Below are 16,452 nucleotides of genomic sequence, written 5' to 3'. Positions count from 1 at the left end.
AAGACGGAATGAAACATTACCTTCTGGCCGGCGCGATCGGCACCCTTGCAGGCGCGGTCGTGGCCACCCAATTCGCGGGACCGCTGATCGCCCAGGAAAGCGGTAGGAACGCCTCGGTCTATGAGCAGTTGGACCTGTTCGGCAATGTCTTCGAACGCGTCCGCGCCGATTATGTCGAGCAGGTGGACGACAAGAAGCTGATCGAGGCCGCGATCAACGGCATGCTGACATCGCTGGATCCGCACAGTTCGTTCCTGTCGGCCAAGGATTACGAGGATATGCAGACCCAGACCCGTGGCAGCTTCGGCGGCCTGGGCATCGAGGTCGGGCAAGAGGACGGGCTGGTCAAGGTCATCTCGCCCATCGACGACACCCCCGCCGCCAAGGCCGGCGTCAAGGCCGGCGATCTTATCACCCATGTGAACGGCGAATCGCTGATGGGCCTGTCGCTGGACGAGGCGGTGGACAAGATGCGCGGCCCGGTCGGCTCGGACATCAAGATCACCATCCTGCGCAAGGACGAAAAAGAACCCTTCGACCTGACCGTGACCCGCGACGTGATCAAGCTTACCGTGGTCAAGACCCGGATCGAGGGGCATGCGGTCGTCCTGCGCGTCACGACATTCAACGACGAAACCATGTCCACGCTGCGCAGCGAGATGGAAAAGGCCATCAAGGAGGCCGGCGGGATCGAGAAGGTGACGGGCTTCGTCCTGGACCTGCGCAACAACCCCGGCGGCCTGCTGAACCAGGCCATCGAGGTTTCGGACGCCTTCCTCGACAAGGGAGAGATCGTCTCGACCCGAGGCCGCAAACCCGAAGACAGCGAGCGTTGGAACGCCAAGACCGGCGATCTGGCCCAGGGGCGGCCCATGGTGGTGCTGATCAACGGCGGCTCGGCCTCGGCCTCGGAAATCGTGACCGGCGCATTGCAGGACCATCGCCGCGCCATCGTCGTCGGCACCAAATCCTTTGGCAAGGGCTCGGTCCAGACGGTGATGCCCGTGACCTCGGACAGCGCCATCCGGCTGACCACGGCGCGCTATTACACGCCCTCGGGACGTTCGATCCAGGCGCTGGGGATCCAGCCCGACATCATCGTCGAACAGCCCGCGCCCAAGCCCGCCGACGAAAATGCCGACAAGCCCCGCAGCGATTCGAAGTTCCTGAGTTCCGAGGCCGATCTGCGCGGCGCGCTGAACAACGACGCCGTTTCCGACGAGGAAAAGAAGCAGATCGAGGACGAGGCCAAGCAGGTCGAGGCCACCGCCAAACTGCGGGATGAGGATTATCAGCTCGCCTATGCTGTCGATATCCTCAAGGGCCTCGCGGCGGTCAGCTATCGCGCGGACGAGGTTCCCGACGCCGCCAAACCCGCCGTCACCGGCGAGGACGCGACCAGCCAAGGGGCGAAAAAGAAATGACGGCACGCGAATTGCTCGGCCCCTCGGGCCTGCCCTATCGGCCCTGCGCGGGCGTGGTGTTGATCAACGGCGCGGGCCTGGTCTTTGCCGGGCAGCGCATCGACAATCCCGGTCATGCCTGGCAGATGCCCCAGGGCGGCATCGACGCGGGCGAAACCCCGCGCGAGGCCGCGCTGCGCGAACTGGTCGAAGAGACCGGCATTTCCCCCGATAAGGTCCAGATCCTGGCCGAAAGCCCGGATTGGGTGACCTATGACCTGCCGCCCGAGCTTCTGGGCAAGGTCTGGAAGGGCCGATTCGGCGGCCAGCAGCAGAAATGGCTGGCCCTGCGCTTTCTCGGCACGGATGCCGATGTGCGGATCCAGACCGAGCACCCGGAATTCGACCGCTGGCAATGGATGCCCGCCGCCGAGCTTCTGGCCAGCATCGTCTCTTTCAAGCGCGCGGTCTATGAACAGGTCTTCCGCGACTTCCGCGCGCATCTGGCCTGACCCCCGCCAGTTCGCGCATCAGCGCCATTCGATGGTCAGGCTGTGCCCGGCCGGCGGCTTCGGACTATCCGCGCGGCCGATGTCCAGCCCGATCCGCGACAGGCATCCCAGCCCGATCACGCTCAGCAACAGCAGCGCCGGCACCGCGCGATAGACGCGCTGGCGCAGCACCAGCAGATGGCCATAGCTGGTCAACCGGGCGATCTGGCCCTCGAACGGCGCCAGGGCCTTGGCCGCGCTGTTTTGCTTGCCCAACGCGTCGGCACGTTCCGGGCTGCCTGCCGCCGTGGCCTCATAGGCCCGGTTCGCGTCCGCCAGCCGCGCGACCGCCTTGCGATGCTGGTCCAGGAACAGATCCAGCCCGGCCTCGTTCTCGGGATAGCCGCGCGGCACCAGTTCGATCAACCGATCGCGCAGACCCGCATCGGCCAGCACCTCGCGCAGCCTGACGGGCGGGTTCAGCATGATCCACAGCAGGAGGCCGATGCAGCCGCCCAGGCAGGCCAGGCCCAGGACGCCCAGCACGATGCCGCGTTCCATGGCCGCGCCACTCAGCTTGGGCAAAGCGGTCAGCGCGATCCCCGTCGCCAGCGCCCCGGTGACCGCCCCCAGGGTCGAGGCCAGCCATTTGACCGTTTCCAGCACCTTGTCGCGGGCGGCGGCGAAGGGATCGGACGCCTCCGCCATGCCTAAGGCTCCTCGGAGCCTTCGCGGTCCTGCGCCGGCCCAGCCCTCAACTCGCTCAGCCTGTCCAAAAGCATGCGCTCGGCCTCGTGCTGCGTCAGCGCGCCACGCCCCAGCGCAAGCCGGCGCACCAAGGCGGACAGGTCGCCGGGGCTGACGAAGATCGGACCGTCGGCATCCTTCGCATCCCCGCTGGCCGGCGGAGCCGCAGGAGTCACAACGACCGCCCCTGCGCCCGAGAGGGGGCCGGAGGGCGTCGGGCTGGCCTGATAGGTGATGCTGCCATCGTCATGAACCTGAATGTTCAAAACAATGGTCAGGCTGCCGACGACGCTCATCGCCAATCTCCTGGGAATGGGGCGGACGGAAACTTCGGGACGGGCTTGTTCCGCATCCTAGCAGAAAAACCGCCCTTGGAGAAGCGTCCGATGGGTCACGCCCAAGGGGCTGGCGCATCCCGGCGCCCCGTGCTTGCCGCCGCGCCAACACCTTCGCGCCACCATCCTCGCGCCGCGACCGGGCGGCGCCTTGGCCCCGCCGCCGTGGCTTGCCATAATGACCGCCTCGGGACGGCTCGGGCATTGGAAAACAAGCGGGACGGCCCGCCGGCACAGGAAAGACACATGGCCTGGATCTCACTCGTCGTCGCGGGCCTGCTGGAAATCGTCTGGGCCTTCGCGATGAAGAAGTCCCAGGGCTTCACCCTGCTCTGGCCCTCGGTGGTGACGCTGACGGGGATGATCGCCAGCTTCGGGCTGCTGGCCGTCGCGATGCGCACCCTGCCCCTGGGCACGGCCTATACGATCTGGACCGGCATCGGCGCGGTCGGCGCCTTCGTCCTGGGCGTGGTTCTGCTGGGCGAGACGCTTAGCCCCCTGCGCCTTCTGGCCGCCGTGCTGATCATCGGCGGCATCCTGCTGATGAAGCTCTCAAGCTGATCGGCCGGACTGTTGGGGCGGACTGTTCGGGCGGACTGTTGGGGCGGGCTGATCGGGTCAGGCCGCCGCGCCCAGACCCGCCAGCCGCGCCTTCAGCACCTCGCGCGGGATTTCGGCCCGGCTGCCCGAGATCACCGCCCGGCCCCGCTCCAGCATCAGGAAGTGGTCGCCCAGGTCATGGGCGAAATCGAAGAACTGCTCGACCAGCACGATCGCCATGTCGCCCCGGTCGCGCAAGCCTTTGATCACGCGCCCGATCTGCTGGATGATATTGGGCTGGATACCCTCGGTCGGCTCATCCAGAAGCAGCACCTTGGGCCGGGTGATCAGCGCGCGGGCAATCGCAAGCTGCTGCTGCTGCCCGCCCGACAGATCCCCGCCCCGCCGATGCGACATCTCGGCCAGAACCGGAAAATGCTCGAAAATCTCGTCCGGGATCTTGCGCTCGGCCGATGGCAGCAGGCCGAAGCCGGTTTCCAGGTTCTCGCGCACGGTCAGCAGCGGAAAGATCATCCGCCCCTGCGGCACATAGCCGATGCCCCGCGCCGCCATGCCCTGGGCGTTGACCCGGCCCAACTCTTCGCCGTTCAGGCGCAGCGTGCCGCCGGATCGCGGATGACTGCCGGACAAGACCTTCAAAAGGCTGGTCTTTCCGACGCCGTTATTGCCCATGACGCAGGTGACTTCGCCCGGCCGCGCGATCAGGTCGATGCCGTAAAGGATCTGGCTGCCGCCGTAATGCAACGTGATTCCATTGGCTTGCAGCATGTCAGCCCCTTCCCAGATAGACTTCGATGACCTGCGGATTGGCCGTCACATGGTCCAGCGACCCCTCGGCCAGGACCGAACCTTCGTGCAGCACCGTCACCTTGCAATCCAGCCGCCGCACGAAATCCATGTCATGTTCGACCACGACGACCGCGTGCTTCCTGGCCAGCCGCACCAGAAGCGAGGTGGTCAGTTCCCGCTCGGCCAGCGTCATCCCGGCGGCAGGCTCGTCGACCAGCAGCAGGCGCGGCTCTTGCGCCAGCAACATGCCGATCTCAAGCCACTGTTTTTGCCCGTGACTTAGCTCTCCCGATTTGCGGTGAAGCTGCTCGCCCAGACCGACCTCGGCCGCCAGTTCCACGACGCGCGCATCGCTGCCGCCCGACGGTTTCCACCACAACACGCTGAACGGCCCGCGCGCCGCCTTCAGCGCCATGGTCAGGTTCTCGGCCACGGTCTGGTCCTCGAAGACGGTGGGGCGCTGGAACTTGCGGCCGACCCCCGCCCGCGCGATCTGCGCCTCGTTCATCTTCAGCAGGCTTTTCGAGTTCTCGCCCCAAAGCACCTGCCCTTCGTTCGGGCGGGTCTTGCCGGTAACGATGTCCATGAAGGTGGTCTTGCCGGCGCCGTTCGGGCCGATGATGGCGCGAAGCTCGCACTCGGCGATGGCGAAGGACAGGTTGTTGATCGCCCGAAAGCCGTCGAAGCTGACCGAGATGCCATTCACTTCCAGAAGCGCGCTCATTCCGTGGCCTCCTTTTCCCGCAGCGAACCCATGTCCGGGCCAAGCGGCGCGCCGCCGCGTTTCGGCGACCGCAGCCCTTCCAGCAGATCGAAGATCCCGGCGATGCCCTTGGGCGCGAACAGCGTCACCAGCACGAAGCTGAGGCCCAGCAGCACCTGCCACCAATCGACCCATTTGACGGTGTAAAAGCCCAGGTTCAGGTCGGGCGCGCGGCCTCCGGTGAACCAGCTCGACAGCATCGAGACGACGACCGCGCCGATCACCGCGCCGTAAAGCCGCCCGCGCCCGCCGATCGCGACCCAGACCGCCAGATAGATCGAGGCGATGGGCGCAAGCTCGGCCGGGTTGATGATCCCGGCCTGCGGGTAGTAAAGCGCGCCGGCGATGCTGGTGATGATCGCGGCCAGGGTAAAGACCACCAGCTTGTAGCTTTCGACCGAATAGCCCAGGAAGCGCACCCGCGCCTCGTCGTCGCGGATGGCGCGGGTGACGCTGCCGAACTTGCCCGAGGCGACCCAGGAGACCAGCAGATAGCCCAGCGCCAGCGCCAGCGCCGAGGCCCAGAAGAACCAGACCGACAGCCGTTCCTGCGGCACCGCGTCAAGGCCGGGGATGTTCTGCAAGCCGGAAAGGCCGTTGTTGCCGCGCAGGCCGGAATCGTTCTGGAACAGGTAAAGCGCCAGCGCCAGCGTCATCGCCTGGGTCAGGATCGACAGATAGACCCCGTTCACCCGCGACCGGAACGCCAGCCAGCCAAAGACCAGCGCCAGCAGGCCCGGCACCAGCACTACCAGCGCCAGTTGCCCCCAAAGCGAGCCGGCCAGGAACCAGATCACCGGGAACTGGTCCGAGCCCACGACGCCGAAGATCTGGGTGGCGACGGCCTGGCCGATCTCGGCCTCGGTCGGCGGGATCGGCAGGTTCGCCAGCGATCCGGCGACGATGCCCTGGGTCCGGGCGACCATCAGCCACATGCCGATCATGTAGCCGCCCAGCGCGAAAAAGGCCATCTGCCCCAGCGACAGGATGCCGGCATAGCCCCAGACCAGATCCATGGCGACGGCGGCCAGCGCCAGGCACAGCGTCTTGCCCAGCGTCTTGACCATGCTGGTCGAGATGACGCCGGTGCCGTAGCCCGCCGACAGGATGGTGACGCCCAGCGTCAGGACCGCAAGCACGGCCAGAAAGACCAGGATCGAGGGGTGACGTAGAACCAACGGTTTGCGCATCCTAGGCCCCCACTGCGGCGCGGCCCTTGGCGGCGATGATGCCGCGCGGCCGGAACTGGATGAAGATGATGATGAACAGGATCATGTAGGTCTGCGCGGCCAGCGTGTTGGCCGGGTTGAACCACTCGATCCCCTTTTGCAGGAAACCGATCAGCGCGGCCCCGGCCAGCGTGCCCCAGATATTGCCGACACCGCCCACCACGACCGTCATGAAGCTTTGCACGATGTAATCGCTGCCCAGTTCCGAGGTCACTTTCGCGAACAGCCCGATGGCGACCCCGGCGATCCCCGCGATCCCCGAGCCAAGGCCGAAGGTCAGCATGTTGATGCGGTCCGGGCTGATGCCCATGCTGGCCGCCATGCCGGGGTTCTGGGTCACGGCGCGCACCTCCAGCCCCAGCCGGGTGCGGTTCATGATGAAAAGGTAAAGCCCCAGGAAGACCAGCGCCAGGACGAAGATCGCGATGCGGATATAGCTGATCGACACGATGTCGTTGAAGACCAGCGCGCCATCCAGCCAGGCCGGAGAGGTCAGCGGCCGCGCCTGCGTGCCGAAGATGTTCTTGGCCAATTGTTGCAGCGCGATGGAGACGCCGAAGGTCGCCAGCAGCGTTTCCAGCGGGCGCTTGTAAAGGTGCCGGATCACCAGCCGTTCCAGCGCGACGCCGGCGGCGAAGGTCACCGCGAAGGCCAGCGGCAGCGCCACGATCAACGAGATCGTGCGGTCGCTGATGAACTGCTGCACGACATAGCCGGTATAGGCGCCCATCATGATGAATTCGCCATGCGCCATGTTGATCACGCCCATCACGCCGAAGGTGATGGCAAGGCCGATGGCGGCCAGGAAATAGATCGAGGCCAAGGACAGCGCGTCCAGCGACAGATCGGCGGCCTGCATCAGGCCGATGCGGGTTTCGGTGCCGCGCAGGGCGGCGCGGGCGGCGGCGGTCACGTCCGAATTCGGCTCGGCATAGACATCCAGGAAATGGAACCGCTCCAGCGCCGCGTCCATCTCGGCCTCGCTGGCGGCGGGCTGGACCAGGCCCTGCCGCTCCAGCGCGGTATAGGCGCGGTCGCGGGCCGCCTCGTCGCCCAGTTGCGCGACGGGCACGCCGCCCACGGCACCGTTGACGATATGCTGGGCCAGCGTGGCCCGCTCGGCCTGGGGCGTCAGCCGGGCCGGCGCCTGGCCCGCCTCGATCAGCATGGCATAGGCGGCATCGCGGGAAATGTCGCCGCCCGGCACCAGTTCATCCGCGATATTGGCGTCCGGCGGCACGGTTTCCAGCGCCACGCGGCGGGTGGCCAGGATCGGGTTCAGGCTGGCGCGGAAGTCCAGCGAACTATCGCCGCCAAAGCTTTCGATGGCGGCGATGCGCCTGGCCGGGTCGGCGTCGTATTGGATCGTCAGCAACCGTTCCAGCCGGGCCTTGCGCGCGGCCAGGCCCGGATCGGGATCGTCCAGCGCCTGCCGCAACAGCGCAAGCTGGGCGGCGTCACCCTTGCGGGCCAGCGCGTCCAGCGCCTCGACCCGGCGCCTGCGATCTGGATCGGACAGCGCCGATCCCGCCATCGCCGCCGAAATCACCCCGCGCACGCCCGAATTCGGGCGCAGCAGCGTCACATCGCTTTCCGGCACGCTGCCCAGATCGGCCCCGGTCGCGGCATCGGTCAGCTTCAGCGCGTCGCCATCGGGCGCGACGATGACCAGCAGCCCGTCGGATTTGCGCAGCCCCAGCAGCCGGTCGCCCCAGGCTTGCAGCAGCGCCGCCCCCTGCGGGCCGGTCGCGGCGATGGCGGCGACCACCGGCTCGACCGTCTGGCGCGAGGGCTTCTCGATCTGGTCGTGATACTGGGCGACGACCGCAGCCAGGTCGGGGCCTTGGGCGCGCGCCGCGTGCGGCAGAACCAGCGCCACCAGCGCCAGGGCAATCAGGAAAATGCGCATGAAAATCCTCGGGCAGGGAAGCGCGGGGCGGCGTCACGCGCCGCCCCGAAGGTCAGTAGTTCGATTTCACCTGGACACAGCTATTCGTTTCGGTGTTCCACATGCCGCATTTCTTGCCCGGCCAGTCGCTGTCCAGCTTGGCGCTTTCGGGCAGGAAGTCGGTCCAGGCGTCACCGGCCACTTCGGGGGTCTGGCTAACGATGTCGAACTGACCATCCTTGCGGATCTCGCCGATCAGCACGGGCTTGGTCAGATGGTGGTTCGGCAGCACCTTGGCCTGGCCGCCGGTCAGGTTCGGCACCTCGACGCCGACGATGGCGTCAAGCACCTTGTCGGTATCGGTCGAGCCGGCCTTTTCCACCGCCGCGACCCAGGCGTTGAAGCCGATCATGGTGGCCTCCATCGGGTCGTTGGTCACGCGCTTGTCGTTGCCGGTGAACTTGTGCCATTCCTCGATGAATGCCTTGTTTTCCGGCGTGTCGGCGGATTCGAAATAGTTCCAGGCCGCCAGGTGGCCGACCAGGTTCGTCGTATCCAGGCCCGCCAGTTCCTCTTCCCCGACCGAGAATGCCATGACCGGAATATCGTCGGCCGAGACGCCCGCCGCCGCCAGTTCCTTGTAGAAACCGATATTGGCATCGCCGTTGATGGTCGAGACGACCCCCACCTTCTTGCCATCCGCGCCAAGCGCGACCACATCGGCCACGATCTTGGACCAGTCGGAATGGCCGAACGGGGTGTAGTTGACGAAGATGTCGCCAGCCGCCACGCCCTTGCCCTTCAGATAGGCGTCCAGAATGTTGTTCGTCGTGCGCGGATAGACGTAATCGGTGCCCAGCAGCGCCCATTTCTCGACGCCAAGCTCGTCCATCATGTAATCGACGGCCGGGATCGCCTGCTGGTTCGGGGCGGCGCCGGTATAGATCACGTTCTTCGAGGATTCCTCGCCCTCATATTGCACCGGATAGAAAAGCAGCCCGTTCAGTTCCTCGATCACCGGCAGGACGGACTTGCGGCTTACGCTGGTCCAGCAGCCGAAAATCGCATCGACCCCGTTGACCGAGATCAGTTCGCGCGCCTTTTCCGCGAAAAGCGGCCAGTCCGAGGCGGGGTCCACCACGACGGCCTCAATCTTCCTGCCCAGGACCCCTCCCTTGGCGTTCTGCTGGTCCACCATCATCAGGACGGTATCCTTCAGCGTCGTCTCGGAAATCGCCATGGTGCCGGACAGCGAATGCAGCACGCCGATCTTGATCGTGTCGTCCTGCGCCAAAGCCGAGCCGGCAAGGCCCGCGGACAGCGCGACCGTGGCCATGGCGCATGTAAACCTGTTCATCCCTGTTTTCCCTGTTGTGATCATGACGCCGCGGGGCGGCATAAGGGATCAGGGCAGTCGCCTGACAGGCTGCCAATAAGAAAGGCAGAAGCGGATCACGAAATTCTGAACTGCCTCGAAGTGTGATTAAATATCAGCCATCTTGTTCGGCGCGGGGGCAGGCGTGAATCGAAAAGGGCGGCCCTGGCGCCGCCCTTTCAGCCTTGGGCCCCGTTAGCCGCGCAGATGCGCAAGCAACGTGCTGTCGGCATAGCCATCCGGCACCATTCCGCGCGATCTCTGGAAGGACTTGACCGCCTCGACCGATTTCGCGCCAAGCTTGCCGTCCACGCCGCCGGTGTCAAAGCCCCTGGCCATCAACAGGCGCTGCACCTCGGACTTTTCGCTGGTGGACAGGGGGCGGTCCCCGCGCGGCCAGGCGCCCCTTATGCCGGGACGGCCCGCGATGGCCTCGCCCAGATAGCTGACCGCCAGGGCATAGCTGTCCGAGGCGTTGTATTTCAGGATGGCGCGGAAATTCTCGGTGATCAGGAATGCCGGGCCGCGCGCGCCCGCCGGCGCGATGATCGCGCCCGAGGGGACGGCCGCGCCATTCGCCGTCCGCACCCCCATCGCCGCCCATTGGCTACCGGATTTCACCACGGATTTGCTGACCTGGTTATAGTCGAAGCCCTGCGGCAGCACGACCTCGGCGCCCCATGCCTGGCCGGGCTGCCAGCCATTCTGGCGCAGGTAATGCGCGGTCGAGGCCAGCGCGTCGGTCGGATCGTCGGACCAGATGTCGCGCCGGCCGTCGCCGTTGAAATCGACCGCGTGGGACAGGAAGGACGAGGGCATGAACTGCGTATGCCCCATGGCGCCCGCCCAGCTTCCCACCATATGCGCGCTGTCCACGTCGCCCGACTGGATGATGCGCAGCGCCGCGACCAGTTCGCCGGCGAAGAATTCGCCCCGCCGCCCGTCATAGGCCAGCGTCGCCAGCGCCGGCACGATGCGGGTGCTGCCGCGACCCGTGCCGAAATTCGACTCCATCCCCCAGACGGCCAGCACCACCTCGCGCGGGACGCCATAGCGGGCCTCGATCGCCGAAAGCGTGCCGGAATACTGCGCGGCCTTGGCCCGGCCCGTCGCCCCGCGCGAGCCGATGGCGCCGTCCAGATATTCCCAGACCGGCTTCGAGAACTCGCTTTGCTTGCGGTCCAGCGCGATCAGGCTGGGCATGAAATGCGCGTCGGCCATGGCGCTGTCGAAGACGCCCGGCTGGATGCCTGCGGCAATCGCGCGCGGACGGAAGCTTTGCACCCAGTTCTGGAAACCCGCCTCGGATCCCACGCCGCCCGCCGTGGGCAACCCGCCGAAATAGCCCCCGCCCGCGACCTGCGGCGCACGGTTCATCGAGACGCCGCAGCCCGCGACCGCAAGGGTCAGCAGCATCGCGGCGGCGATCCGAGAGTAGCGTCTGGTCATTCTGCCTGTCCGTCCCGTGCTCTTGTTCTGGTTGCAGGCAGTCTAGCGCAGCAAGGCGAGGCTGGCCAGTCAGTCCTGGCCGTCCTCATCCTCGTCCTCGCCGTAAAGCGGCTCCATCTGGGCCACGATCACCGCGTTCTCGGCCAGGGCGCGGTCCATCAGGGCGCGTTCCTCGGCGGGGATCTCATGGCCCTCGGCCAGGCGCTCGTCGATGGTGCCATGCCCGGTCACGTCCAGCGGCGCCAGCCCCGCCTGCTTCAGGATCGCGACCGTCTCGCGCACCGCCTCGGCCTCGTCCTTGCCCGAGGCATAACAGACCAGCGCCGCGCCCGAGGCGTCGGCGGGCAACCCGTCATCCTTGGCGCGCCCGACCTGGACCAGAAGCGTATAGACCTGCTGCGCCATGGCTTTTCCTTTGCTGCGATTTGCCGTCATATCGCCCGAAACGGCCGGAGGGCACAATGAGCAAGAGCCTGAAACGGGTGCGGGCGGCGCTGGAAACGGCGGGGCTGGCGGTCGAGATCCACGAGACCGACGACAGCGCCCGCACCGCCGAGGGCGCGGCGGCGGCGGTGGGCTGCGCCGTCGATCAGATCGCCAAGTCGATCATCTTTCGCGGCGAGGACAGCGGCCATGTCGTGCTGTTCCTGACCGCCGGCGGCAACCGGGTCGATCCGGCCAAGGCGACGGCGCTGGCCGGTCAGCCGCTGGGCAAGGCCGATGCGGGGCTGATCCGGGCCGAGACCGGCTTTGCCATCGGCGGCGTGGCGCCGCTCGGCCATCTGCGCCCGCTTGCCGCCTTTGTCGATCCGCGCCTGATGGATTTCGATCGGGTCTGGGCGGCGGCGGGCACGCCGCGTCATCTTTTTGCCATCGCGCCCGGCGATCTGATCCGCGTGACGGGCGCGCAGGCGGCGGATTTCACCGCCTGATCGCGGCAATGGCGAAGGGGCGGGAAAACCCGCCCCTTGCAGAGCATGCCCGCCCGGCGCCTAGCTGATCGCGCGTTTCAGCCAGATCAGGATGACCGCGCCGATCAGCCCGGCAAAGCCCTGCGCCAGCCAGCTTCCTGCCGCGAAATGCACGCCGAACACGCCCAGCAGGGCATTGGCGACGATGGCGCCGACGATGCCCAGGATGATGTTAAGGAACAGGCCCGTATCGGCCTTCATGATATTGCTGGCGATCCAGCCCGCAAGACCGCCGACGATGATGGCGGCGATCCAACCCAAGCCCTGCATGTGCGATCTCCTGTGAAAGCGGGGTTCCGCCGCTCTAACGCGGACGGCCCGCCCCAGGTTTCACGCAACGCCTCGACCGATGCCGCATTGCAACGGTTTCAGTCGCGCAGCAGCTCGTTGATCGAGGTTTTCGAGCGCGTCTGCGCGTCCACCCGCTTGACGATCACCGCGCAGTAAAGGTTCACCCCGTTCTTCGAGGGCAACGAGCCCGCGACCACGACCGAGCCGGCCGGCACCTCGCCATACATGATCTCGCCTGTCTCGCGATCCACGATCTTGGTGGATTTGCCGATGAAGACGCCCATGCCCAGGACCGAGCCTTCGCGCACGATGCAGCCCTCCACCACCTCGGACCGCGCCCCGATGAAACAGTTGTCCTCGATGATCGTCGGGCCGGCCTGCATCGGCTCCAGCACGCCGCCGATGCCGACGCCGCCCGACAGGTGGACGTTCTTGCCGATCTGCGCGCAGGAACCGACCGTGGCCCAGGTGTCGACCATCGTGCCCTCGTCGACATAGGCGCCCAGGTTCACGAAGCTGGGCATCAGCACCACGCCCTTGGCGATATGGGCCGACTTGCGCACGATGCAGTTCGGCACGGCGCGGAAACCGGCCTCGCGCCAGCGGTCCTCGCCCCAGCCGGCGAACTTGCTGTCGACCTTGTCCCACCAGCCGCCATTCTGCGGGCCGCCGGCGTGGATTTCCATGTCCTTGAGGCGAAAGCCCAGCAGCACGGCCTTTTTCGCCCATTGGTTCACATGCCAGTCGGAGCCGCGCTTTTCGGCGACGCGCAGCGCGCCCTTGTCCAAAGCTTCCAGCACCGCCTCGACGGCCTCACGGCTCTCGCCCTTGGTGGCGGGGGTGATCTGGTCGCGGATCTCCCAGGCGGATTCGACGGCGGCTTCAAGGGCGTCATTCGACATGTGCGGGCCTCTCTCGGGTGGAAACTGTCACCCAAGGGCTATAAGCCGGGGGGTGCGGACGCGCAATCCGCGCCCAGCCCCTGCCAGAGGTTTCGATGATCGAAGAAGACAAGCGCAACCACCCCATCCGCGACAGCCAGCAGGATGCCCAGGCCGCGCGGCATATGCCCGAGACGCCCCAGACCCGCGCACCCGCCTATCGGCTGGCATTCACCGACACGGAATTCCTGCTGCGCGACGAACTGCGCCCGGTGCGGCTGCAACTTGAACTGCTGAAGCCGCAGATGGTGATGGATGCGCGCGGCGTGCGCTCGACCGTGGTGATGTTCGGCGGCGCCCGCATCCCCGCGCCCGAGGCGCGCGACACCGCCCGCACCCCCGAGCTTGCAGGCCTGTCGCATTATTATACCGAAGCGCGGAAATTCGCCCGCCTGATGACCCAGCGCAGCCTTGAGACCTATGGCGCCGAGAACGTGATCTGCACCGGCGGCGGCCCCGGCGTGATGGAGGCCGGCAACAAGGGCGCGGCCGAGGCCGGGGGCATCTCGATCGGGCTGTCCATCGTGCTGCCGCACGAGCAGACGCCGAACGCCTATGTGACGCCGGACCTGTGCTTCAACTTCCACTACTTCGCGATCAGGAAGATGCATTTCCTGATGAGGGCCAAGGCCGTGACGGTCTTTCCCGGCGGCTTCGGCACGCTGGACGAGATGTTCGAGGCGCTGACCCTGATCCAGACGCGCCGGATGACCCGCATTCCCTTCATCCTCTTCGGGGCGGCATTCTGGCGCAAGGTGATCAACTGGCAGGCCCTGGCCGATGCCGGCACCGTCAGCCCCGAGGATCTGGACCTGATCAGCTTCGTCGAAACCGCCGAGGAAGCCATCGCCATCATCGACGCCTGGGCGCCGCCCTGCCCCTGAAAGCCATGCGGCGGCCCGGCGCGGGCGGGCATCCCCGGATCGGCTAAAGAAAGCTCATCGGGTCCACATCCACCGACAGCCGCAGGTTGCCGGGGGCTTTGGGCGCGCGGGCCAGCCATTGCGAGATGGCCTGCTGAAGCGGGGCCTGGCGCGCGGCGCGGATCAGCAGCCGGACGCGGTAGCGGCCCCGGATGCGGGCGATGGGCGCGGGCGCCGGCCCCCATAGCTCGGCCCCGATGCGGGCCAGGGGCTCGGCGCAGGCGGCAAGGGCGCGGGCATGGTTTTCGACCACGGGCTGATCGGGATGCGACAGGATGATCCCCGCCAGCCGCCCGAAGGGGGGCATCCCGGCCGCCTGGCGCTGCGCGGCCTCGGCATCCCAGAACTCCTCGTCCCGGCCCGAGAGGATGGCGCGGATCACCGGATGCTCGGGCTGGTGGGTCTGCAACAGCGCCAAGCCCCGCGCCTCGCCGCCCTCGCGGCCCGCGCGGCCGGCGACCTGGCGCATCAGTTGAAAGGAACGCTCGGCGGCGCGCAGATCGGCGCCTTGCAGGCCCAGATCGGCGTCGATCACCCCAACCAGCGTCAGGCGCGGGAAGTTGTGGCCCTTGGCGACGATCTGCGTGCCGATGATGATGTCCGTCTCGCCCGCGCTGATCCGGGCGATGGCGTCTTTCAGCGCGCGGGCCGAGTGGAACAGGTCCGAGGACAGGACCGAGGCGCGGGCATCGGGAAAGCGCGCGGCCACCTCTTCGGCCAGACGCTCGACGCCGGGACCGATGGCGGTCATCCTGCCCTCGGCTCCGCAGGCGGGGCAGATGACGGGAATGGGCTTCGTCTCGCCGCATTGGTGGCAGACCAGCCGGTTCTGGAAACGATGCTCGACCATGCGGGCGTCGCATTGGTCGCAGCCGACCTGCTGGCCGCAGGCGCGGCAGGCCGTGATCGGGGCATAGCCGCGCCGATTCAGGAACAGCAGCGACTGCTCGCCCCTGGCCTGGCGGGCGCGGATCTCGGCCTCCAGGCGGGGGCTGATCCAGCGGCCCTTCTCCATCTCGGCGGCGCGCAGGTCGATCGCCCCCATCTCGGGCAGTTCGGCGCTGCCATAGCGGGCGCGCAGGTCGATGCGGGCATATTTCCCCTGCCCCGCATTCACCCAGCTTTCGACCGAGGGCGTGGCCGAGGCCAGCACCACCCGCGCCCGGCACAGGCTTGCCCGCAGCACCGCCATGTCGCGGGCACTGTAAAAGACCACATCCTCCTGCTTATAGCTGGAATCGTGCTCCTCATCGACGACGATCAGGCCCAGATCGGCAAAGGGCAGGAACAGGGCCGAACGCGCGCCGACGACCAGCCCCGCATGGTTCGTCGCGGCCATGGTCCAAAGGCGCCGCCGCTCGCTTCGGGTGATGCCGCTATGCCATTCGCCGGGACGGGCGCCGAAACGCGCCTCGACCCGATCCAGGAATTCCGAGGACAGGGCGATCTCGGGCAGCAGAACCAGCGCCTGCCGCCCCTGGCGCAGGCATTCGGCGACGGCTTCCAGATAAACCTCGGTCTTGCCCGAGCCGGTCACACCGCGCAGAAGCGTGGTGCCATAAGCGCGGCGGCCCATGGCGGCGCGCAGGCCGTCGGCGGCCTCCTGCTGGTCGGGGGCCAGGGGCTTGCCCGGCAGGTCGGGGTCCAGCCGCGGATAGGGCAGGTCGCGCGGGGCCAGCGTCTCGGCCAGCGTCCCGGCGCGAAGAAGGCCCTGGACCACGCCCGCGCCGACCCCGGCAAGCTGGGCCAGTTCGGCGGGACCGAAGCCCGCGCCGCCATGATCCTCGATCACCCGCAGAACGGCGGCGCGGGCATCGGTCATGCGTTCGGGCGGGGGGCCGGCGCGGTGGATCAGACGGCGCGCTCCGGGGGGCTGGTCCAGATCCGGCGCCCGCGTCGCCATGCGCAGCATCGAGGGCAGCGGCGTCAGCGTGTATTCCCCCATCCGCTCCAGGAACTCGATCATCTGGGGCGTGAAGGGCGGGGCGTCGATCAGCCGCGCCACCGGGCGCAGCCTGGCCGCGTCGAAATCGCCCACCCCCTGGCCCCAGACCGCGCCCATGACCCGGCGCGGCCCCAGCGGCACCACCACAAGCTGCCCCAGCCGCACGCCCCCCTCGGGCGCGAGATAGTCGAGAATGCCCACGACCTCCTGCGTCAGCACCGCGATGCGCGCGCCATGCGGATAGAACGGCGGCCGGTCGGTCATGCCAGCAGCGAAGGCGGCGCCGGGCCGATCTCGATGGGACCGGAAGCAAAGGCGGGCATGGCGGACTCCTGATCTTGTGCGGGCCGG

Annotated in this window: 17 protein-coding genes; 5 read left to right on the top strand and 12 right to left on the bottom strand. The window is 67.4% G+C overall.

Annotation, left to right across the window (positions count from 1 at the left end):
• The first annotated feature begins 8 nt into the window (after positions 1 to 8).
• Both QM682_RS03530 and QM682_RS03525 read left to right on the top strand, forming a co-directional pair.
• On the top strand, positions 9 to 1,424 hold the full coding sequence (locus QM682_RS03530) for a S41 family peptidase (RefSeq protein ID WP_415127149.1): 1,416 nt from the start codon (positions 9 to 11) through the stop codon (positions 1,422 to 1,424).
• A complete protein-coding gene (locus QM682_RS03525) occupies positions 1,421 to 1,915 on the top strand; it encodes an RNA pyrophosphohydrolase (protein WP_415127147.1) in 495 nt (164 codons plus the stop codon). Before QM682_RS03530 ends, QM682_RS03525 begins: the two co-directional genes overlap by 4 nt.
• An 18-nt stretch (positions 1,916 to 1,933) precedes the next feature.
• Here QM682_RS03525 and QM682_RS03520 read toward each other — a convergent pair whose 3' ends face one another.
• Positions 1,934 to 2,602 carry a hypothetical protein gene (locus tag QM682_RS03520; RefSeq protein ID WP_415127145.1) on the bottom strand — a complete coding sequence of 223 codons (669 nt, stop codon included), beginning with the start codon at positions 2,600 to 2,602 and terminating at the stop codon, positions 1,934 to 1,936.
• A 2-nt stretch (positions 2,603 to 2,604) separates the two neighbouring features.
• Complete coding sequence (locus QM682_RS03515; protein WP_415127143.1) at positions 2,605 to 2,937, bottom strand: hypothetical protein; 333 nt, start codon at positions 2,935 to 2,937, stop codon at positions 2,605 to 2,607.
• A gap of 285 nt (positions 2,938 to 3,222) precedes the next feature.
• On the opposite strand from QM682_RS03515, the gene QM682_RS03510 reads away from it, so the two are divergent.
• Entirely contained in the window at positions 3,223 to 3,537 is a 315-nt protein-coding gene (locus tag QM682_RS03510; RefSeq protein ID WP_415127141.1) for a DMT family transporter, read from the top strand.
• 57 nt (positions 3,538 to 3,594) lie between these two features.
• Here QM682_RS03510 and urtE read toward each other — a convergent pair whose 3' ends face one another.
• The 7 genes from urtE to QM682_RS03475 all read right to left on the bottom strand — a co-directional run bounded on the left by urtE (position 3,595) and on the right by QM682_RS03475 (position 11,435).
• Entirely contained in the window at positions 3,595 to 4,305 is a 711-nt protein-coding gene (gene urtE, locus QM682_RS03505; RefSeq protein ID WP_415127139.1) for an urea ABC transporter ATP-binding subunit UrtE, read from the bottom strand.
• 1 nt (position 4,306) lies between these two features.
• Complete coding sequence (gene urtD, locus QM682_RS03500) at positions 4,307 to 5,050, bottom strand: urea ABC transporter ATP-binding protein UrtD (protein WP_415127137.1); 744 nt, start codon at positions 5,048 to 5,050, stop codon at positions 4,307 to 4,309.
• Complete coding sequence (gene urtC / locus QM682_RS03495; protein WP_415127135.1) at positions 5,047 to 6,279, bottom strand: urea ABC transporter permease subunit UrtC; 1,233 nt, start codon at positions 6,277 to 6,279, stop codon at positions 5,047 to 5,049. The genes urtD and urtC overlap by 4 nt, the downstream gene beginning before the upstream one ends.
• 1 nt (position 6,280) lies before the next feature.
• Entirely contained in the window at positions 6,281 to 8,227 is a 1,947-nt protein-coding gene (urtB, locus tag QM682_RS03490) for an urea ABC transporter permease subunit UrtB (RefSeq protein WP_415127133.1), read from the bottom strand.
• Between the two features lie 52 nt (positions 8,228 to 8,279).
• Positions 8,280 to 9,563 carry an urea ABC transporter substrate-binding protein gene (gene urtA / locus QM682_RS03485; RefSeq protein ID WP_415127131.1) on the bottom strand — a complete coding sequence of 428 codons (1,284 nt, stop codon included), beginning with the start codon at positions 9,561 to 9,563 and terminating at the stop codon, positions 8,280 to 8,282.
• A gap of 213 nt (positions 9,564 to 9,776) precedes the next feature.
• Positions 9,777 to 11,030 (bottom strand): lytic murein transglycosylase, encoded by a 1,254-nt coding sequence (locus tag QM682_RS03480; protein ID WP_415127129.1) that lies wholly within the window; start codon positions 11,028 to 11,030, stop codon positions 9,777 to 9,779.
• A 69-nt stretch (positions 11,031 to 11,099) separates the two neighbouring features.
• Positions 11,100 to 11,435, bottom strand: a complete 336-nt coding sequence (locus QM682_RS03475) for a hypothetical protein (protein WP_415127127.1) — start codon at positions 11,433 to 11,435, stop codon at positions 11,100 to 11,102.
• A gap of 56 nt (positions 11,436 to 11,491) precedes the next feature.
• Between QM682_RS03475 and QM682_RS03470 the strand changes: the two genes are divergently transcribed.
• Positions 11,492 to 11,962 carry a YbaK/EbsC family protein gene (locus QM682_RS03470; protein WP_415127125.1) on the top strand — a complete coding sequence of 157 codons (471 nt, stop codon included), beginning with the start codon at positions 11,492 to 11,494 and terminating at the stop codon, positions 11,960 to 11,962.
• Positions 11,963 to 12,022: 60 nt separating this feature from the next.
• Here QM682_RS03470 and QM682_RS03465 read toward each other — a convergent pair whose 3' ends face one another.
• Entirely contained in the window at positions 12,023 to 12,271 is a 249-nt protein-coding gene (locus QM682_RS03465) for a GlsB/YeaQ/YmgE family stress response membrane protein (protein ID WP_415127123.1), read from the bottom strand.
• A 98-nt stretch (positions 12,272 to 12,369) separates the two neighbouring features.
• Positions 12,370 to 13,194 (bottom strand): 2,3,4,5-tetrahydropyridine-2,6-dicarboxylate N-succinyltransferase, encoded by an 825-nt coding sequence (gene dapD / locus QM682_RS03460; protein WP_415127121.1) that lies wholly within the window; start codon positions 13,192 to 13,194, stop codon positions 12,370 to 12,372.
• A 95-nt stretch (positions 13,195 to 13,289) separates the two neighbouring features.
• Here dapD and QM682_RS03455 point away from each other — a divergent pair, with 95 nt between their 5' ends.
• A complete protein-coding gene (locus QM682_RS03455) occupies positions 13,290 to 14,117 on the top strand; it encodes an LOG family protein (RefSeq protein WP_415127119.1) in 828 nt (275 codons plus the stop codon).
• Positions 14,118 to 14,160: 43 nt separating this feature from the next.
• Here the strand turns inward: QM682_RS03455 and QM682_RS03450 are convergent, their stop codons facing one another.
• Positions 14,161 to 16,365, bottom strand: coding sequence for a primosomal protein N' (locus tag QM682_RS03450; RefSeq protein WP_415127117.1), 2,205 nt, complete (start codon positions 16,363 to 16,365; stop codon positions 14,161 to 14,163).
• Positions 16,366 to 16,452: the final 87 nt, after the last annotated feature.

Origin of the sequence: Paracoccus sp. (in: a-proteobacteria) (assembly GCF_047605025.1) — a bacterium.
GTDB lineage: Bacteria > Pseudomonadota > Alphaproteobacteria > Rhodobacterales > Rhodobacteraceae > Paracoccus.
Note: the sequence above shows the minus strand (reverse complement) of the source record. Positions and strands in the feature narration are given on the sequence as shown.

Excerpts from the sequence above, each read along its gene's own strand:
- urtA (WP_415127131.1), bottom strand. The coding sequence starts at position 9,563 with ATGAACAGGTTTACATGCGCCATGGCCACGGTCGCGCTGTCCGCGGGC.
- urtC (WP_415127135.1), bottom strand. The coding sequence starts at position 6,279 with ATGCGCAAACCGTTGGTTCTACGTCACCCCTCGATCCTGGTCTTTCTG.
- QM682_RS03530 (WP_415127149.1), top strand. The coding sequence starts at position 9 with ATGAAACATTACCTTCTGGCCGGCGCGATCGGCACCCTTGCAGGCGCG.
- QM682_RS03480 (WP_415127129.1), bottom strand. The coding sequence starts at position 11,030 with ATGACCAGACGCTACTCTCGGATCGCCGCCGCGATGCTGCTGACCCTT.
- QM682_RS03520 (WP_415127145.1), bottom strand. The coding sequence starts at position 2,602 with ATGGCGGAGGCGTCCGATCCCTTCGCCGCCGCCCGCGACAAGGTGCTG.
- QM682_RS03510 (WP_415127141.1), top strand. The coding sequence starts at position 3,223 with ATGGCCTGGATCTCACTCGTCGTCGCGGGCCTGCTGGAAATCGTCTGG.
- QM682_RS03455 (WP_415127119.1), top strand. The coding sequence starts at position 13,290 with ATGATCGAAGAAGACAAGCGCAACCACCCCATCCGCGACAGCCAGCAG.
- urtD (WP_415127137.1), bottom strand. The coding sequence starts at position 5,050 with ATGAGCGCGCTTCTGGAAGTGAATGGCATCTCGGTCAGCTTCGACGGC.
- urtE (WP_415127139.1), bottom strand. The coding sequence starts at position 4,305 with ATGCTGCAAGCCAATGGAATCACGTTGCATTACGGCGGCAGCCAGATC.
- QM682_RS03465 (WP_415127123.1), bottom strand. The coding sequence starts at position 12,271 with ATGCAGGGCTTGGGTTGGATCGCCGCCATCATCGTCGGCGGTCTTGCG.
- QM682_RS03515 (WP_415127143.1), bottom strand. The coding sequence starts at position 2,937 with ATGAGCGTCGTCGGCAGCCTGACCATTGTTTTGAACATTCAGGTTCAT.
- QM682_RS03475 (WP_415127127.1), bottom strand. The coding sequence starts at position 11,435 with ATGGCGCAGCAGGTCTATACGCTTCTGGTCCAGGTCGGGCGCGCCAAG.
- QM682_RS03525 (WP_415127147.1), top strand. The coding sequence starts at position 1,421 with ATGACGGCACGCGAATTGCTCGGCCCCTCGGGCCTGCCCTATCGGCCC.
- QM682_RS03470 (WP_415127125.1), top strand. The coding sequence starts at position 11,492 with ATGAGCAAGAGCCTGAAACGGGTGCGGGCGGCGCTGGAAACGGCGGGG.
- QM682_RS03450 (WP_415127117.1), bottom strand. The coding sequence starts at position 16,365 with ATGACCGACCGGCCGCCGTTCTATCCGCATGGCGCGCGCATCGCGGTG.
- urtB (WP_415127133.1), bottom strand. The coding sequence starts at position 8,227 with ATGCGCATTTTCCTGATTGCCCTGGCGCTGGTGGCGCTGGTTCTGCCG.
- dapD (WP_415127121.1), bottom strand. The coding sequence starts at position 13,194 with ATGTCGAATGACGCCCTTGAAGCCGCCGTCGAATCCGCCTGGGAGATC.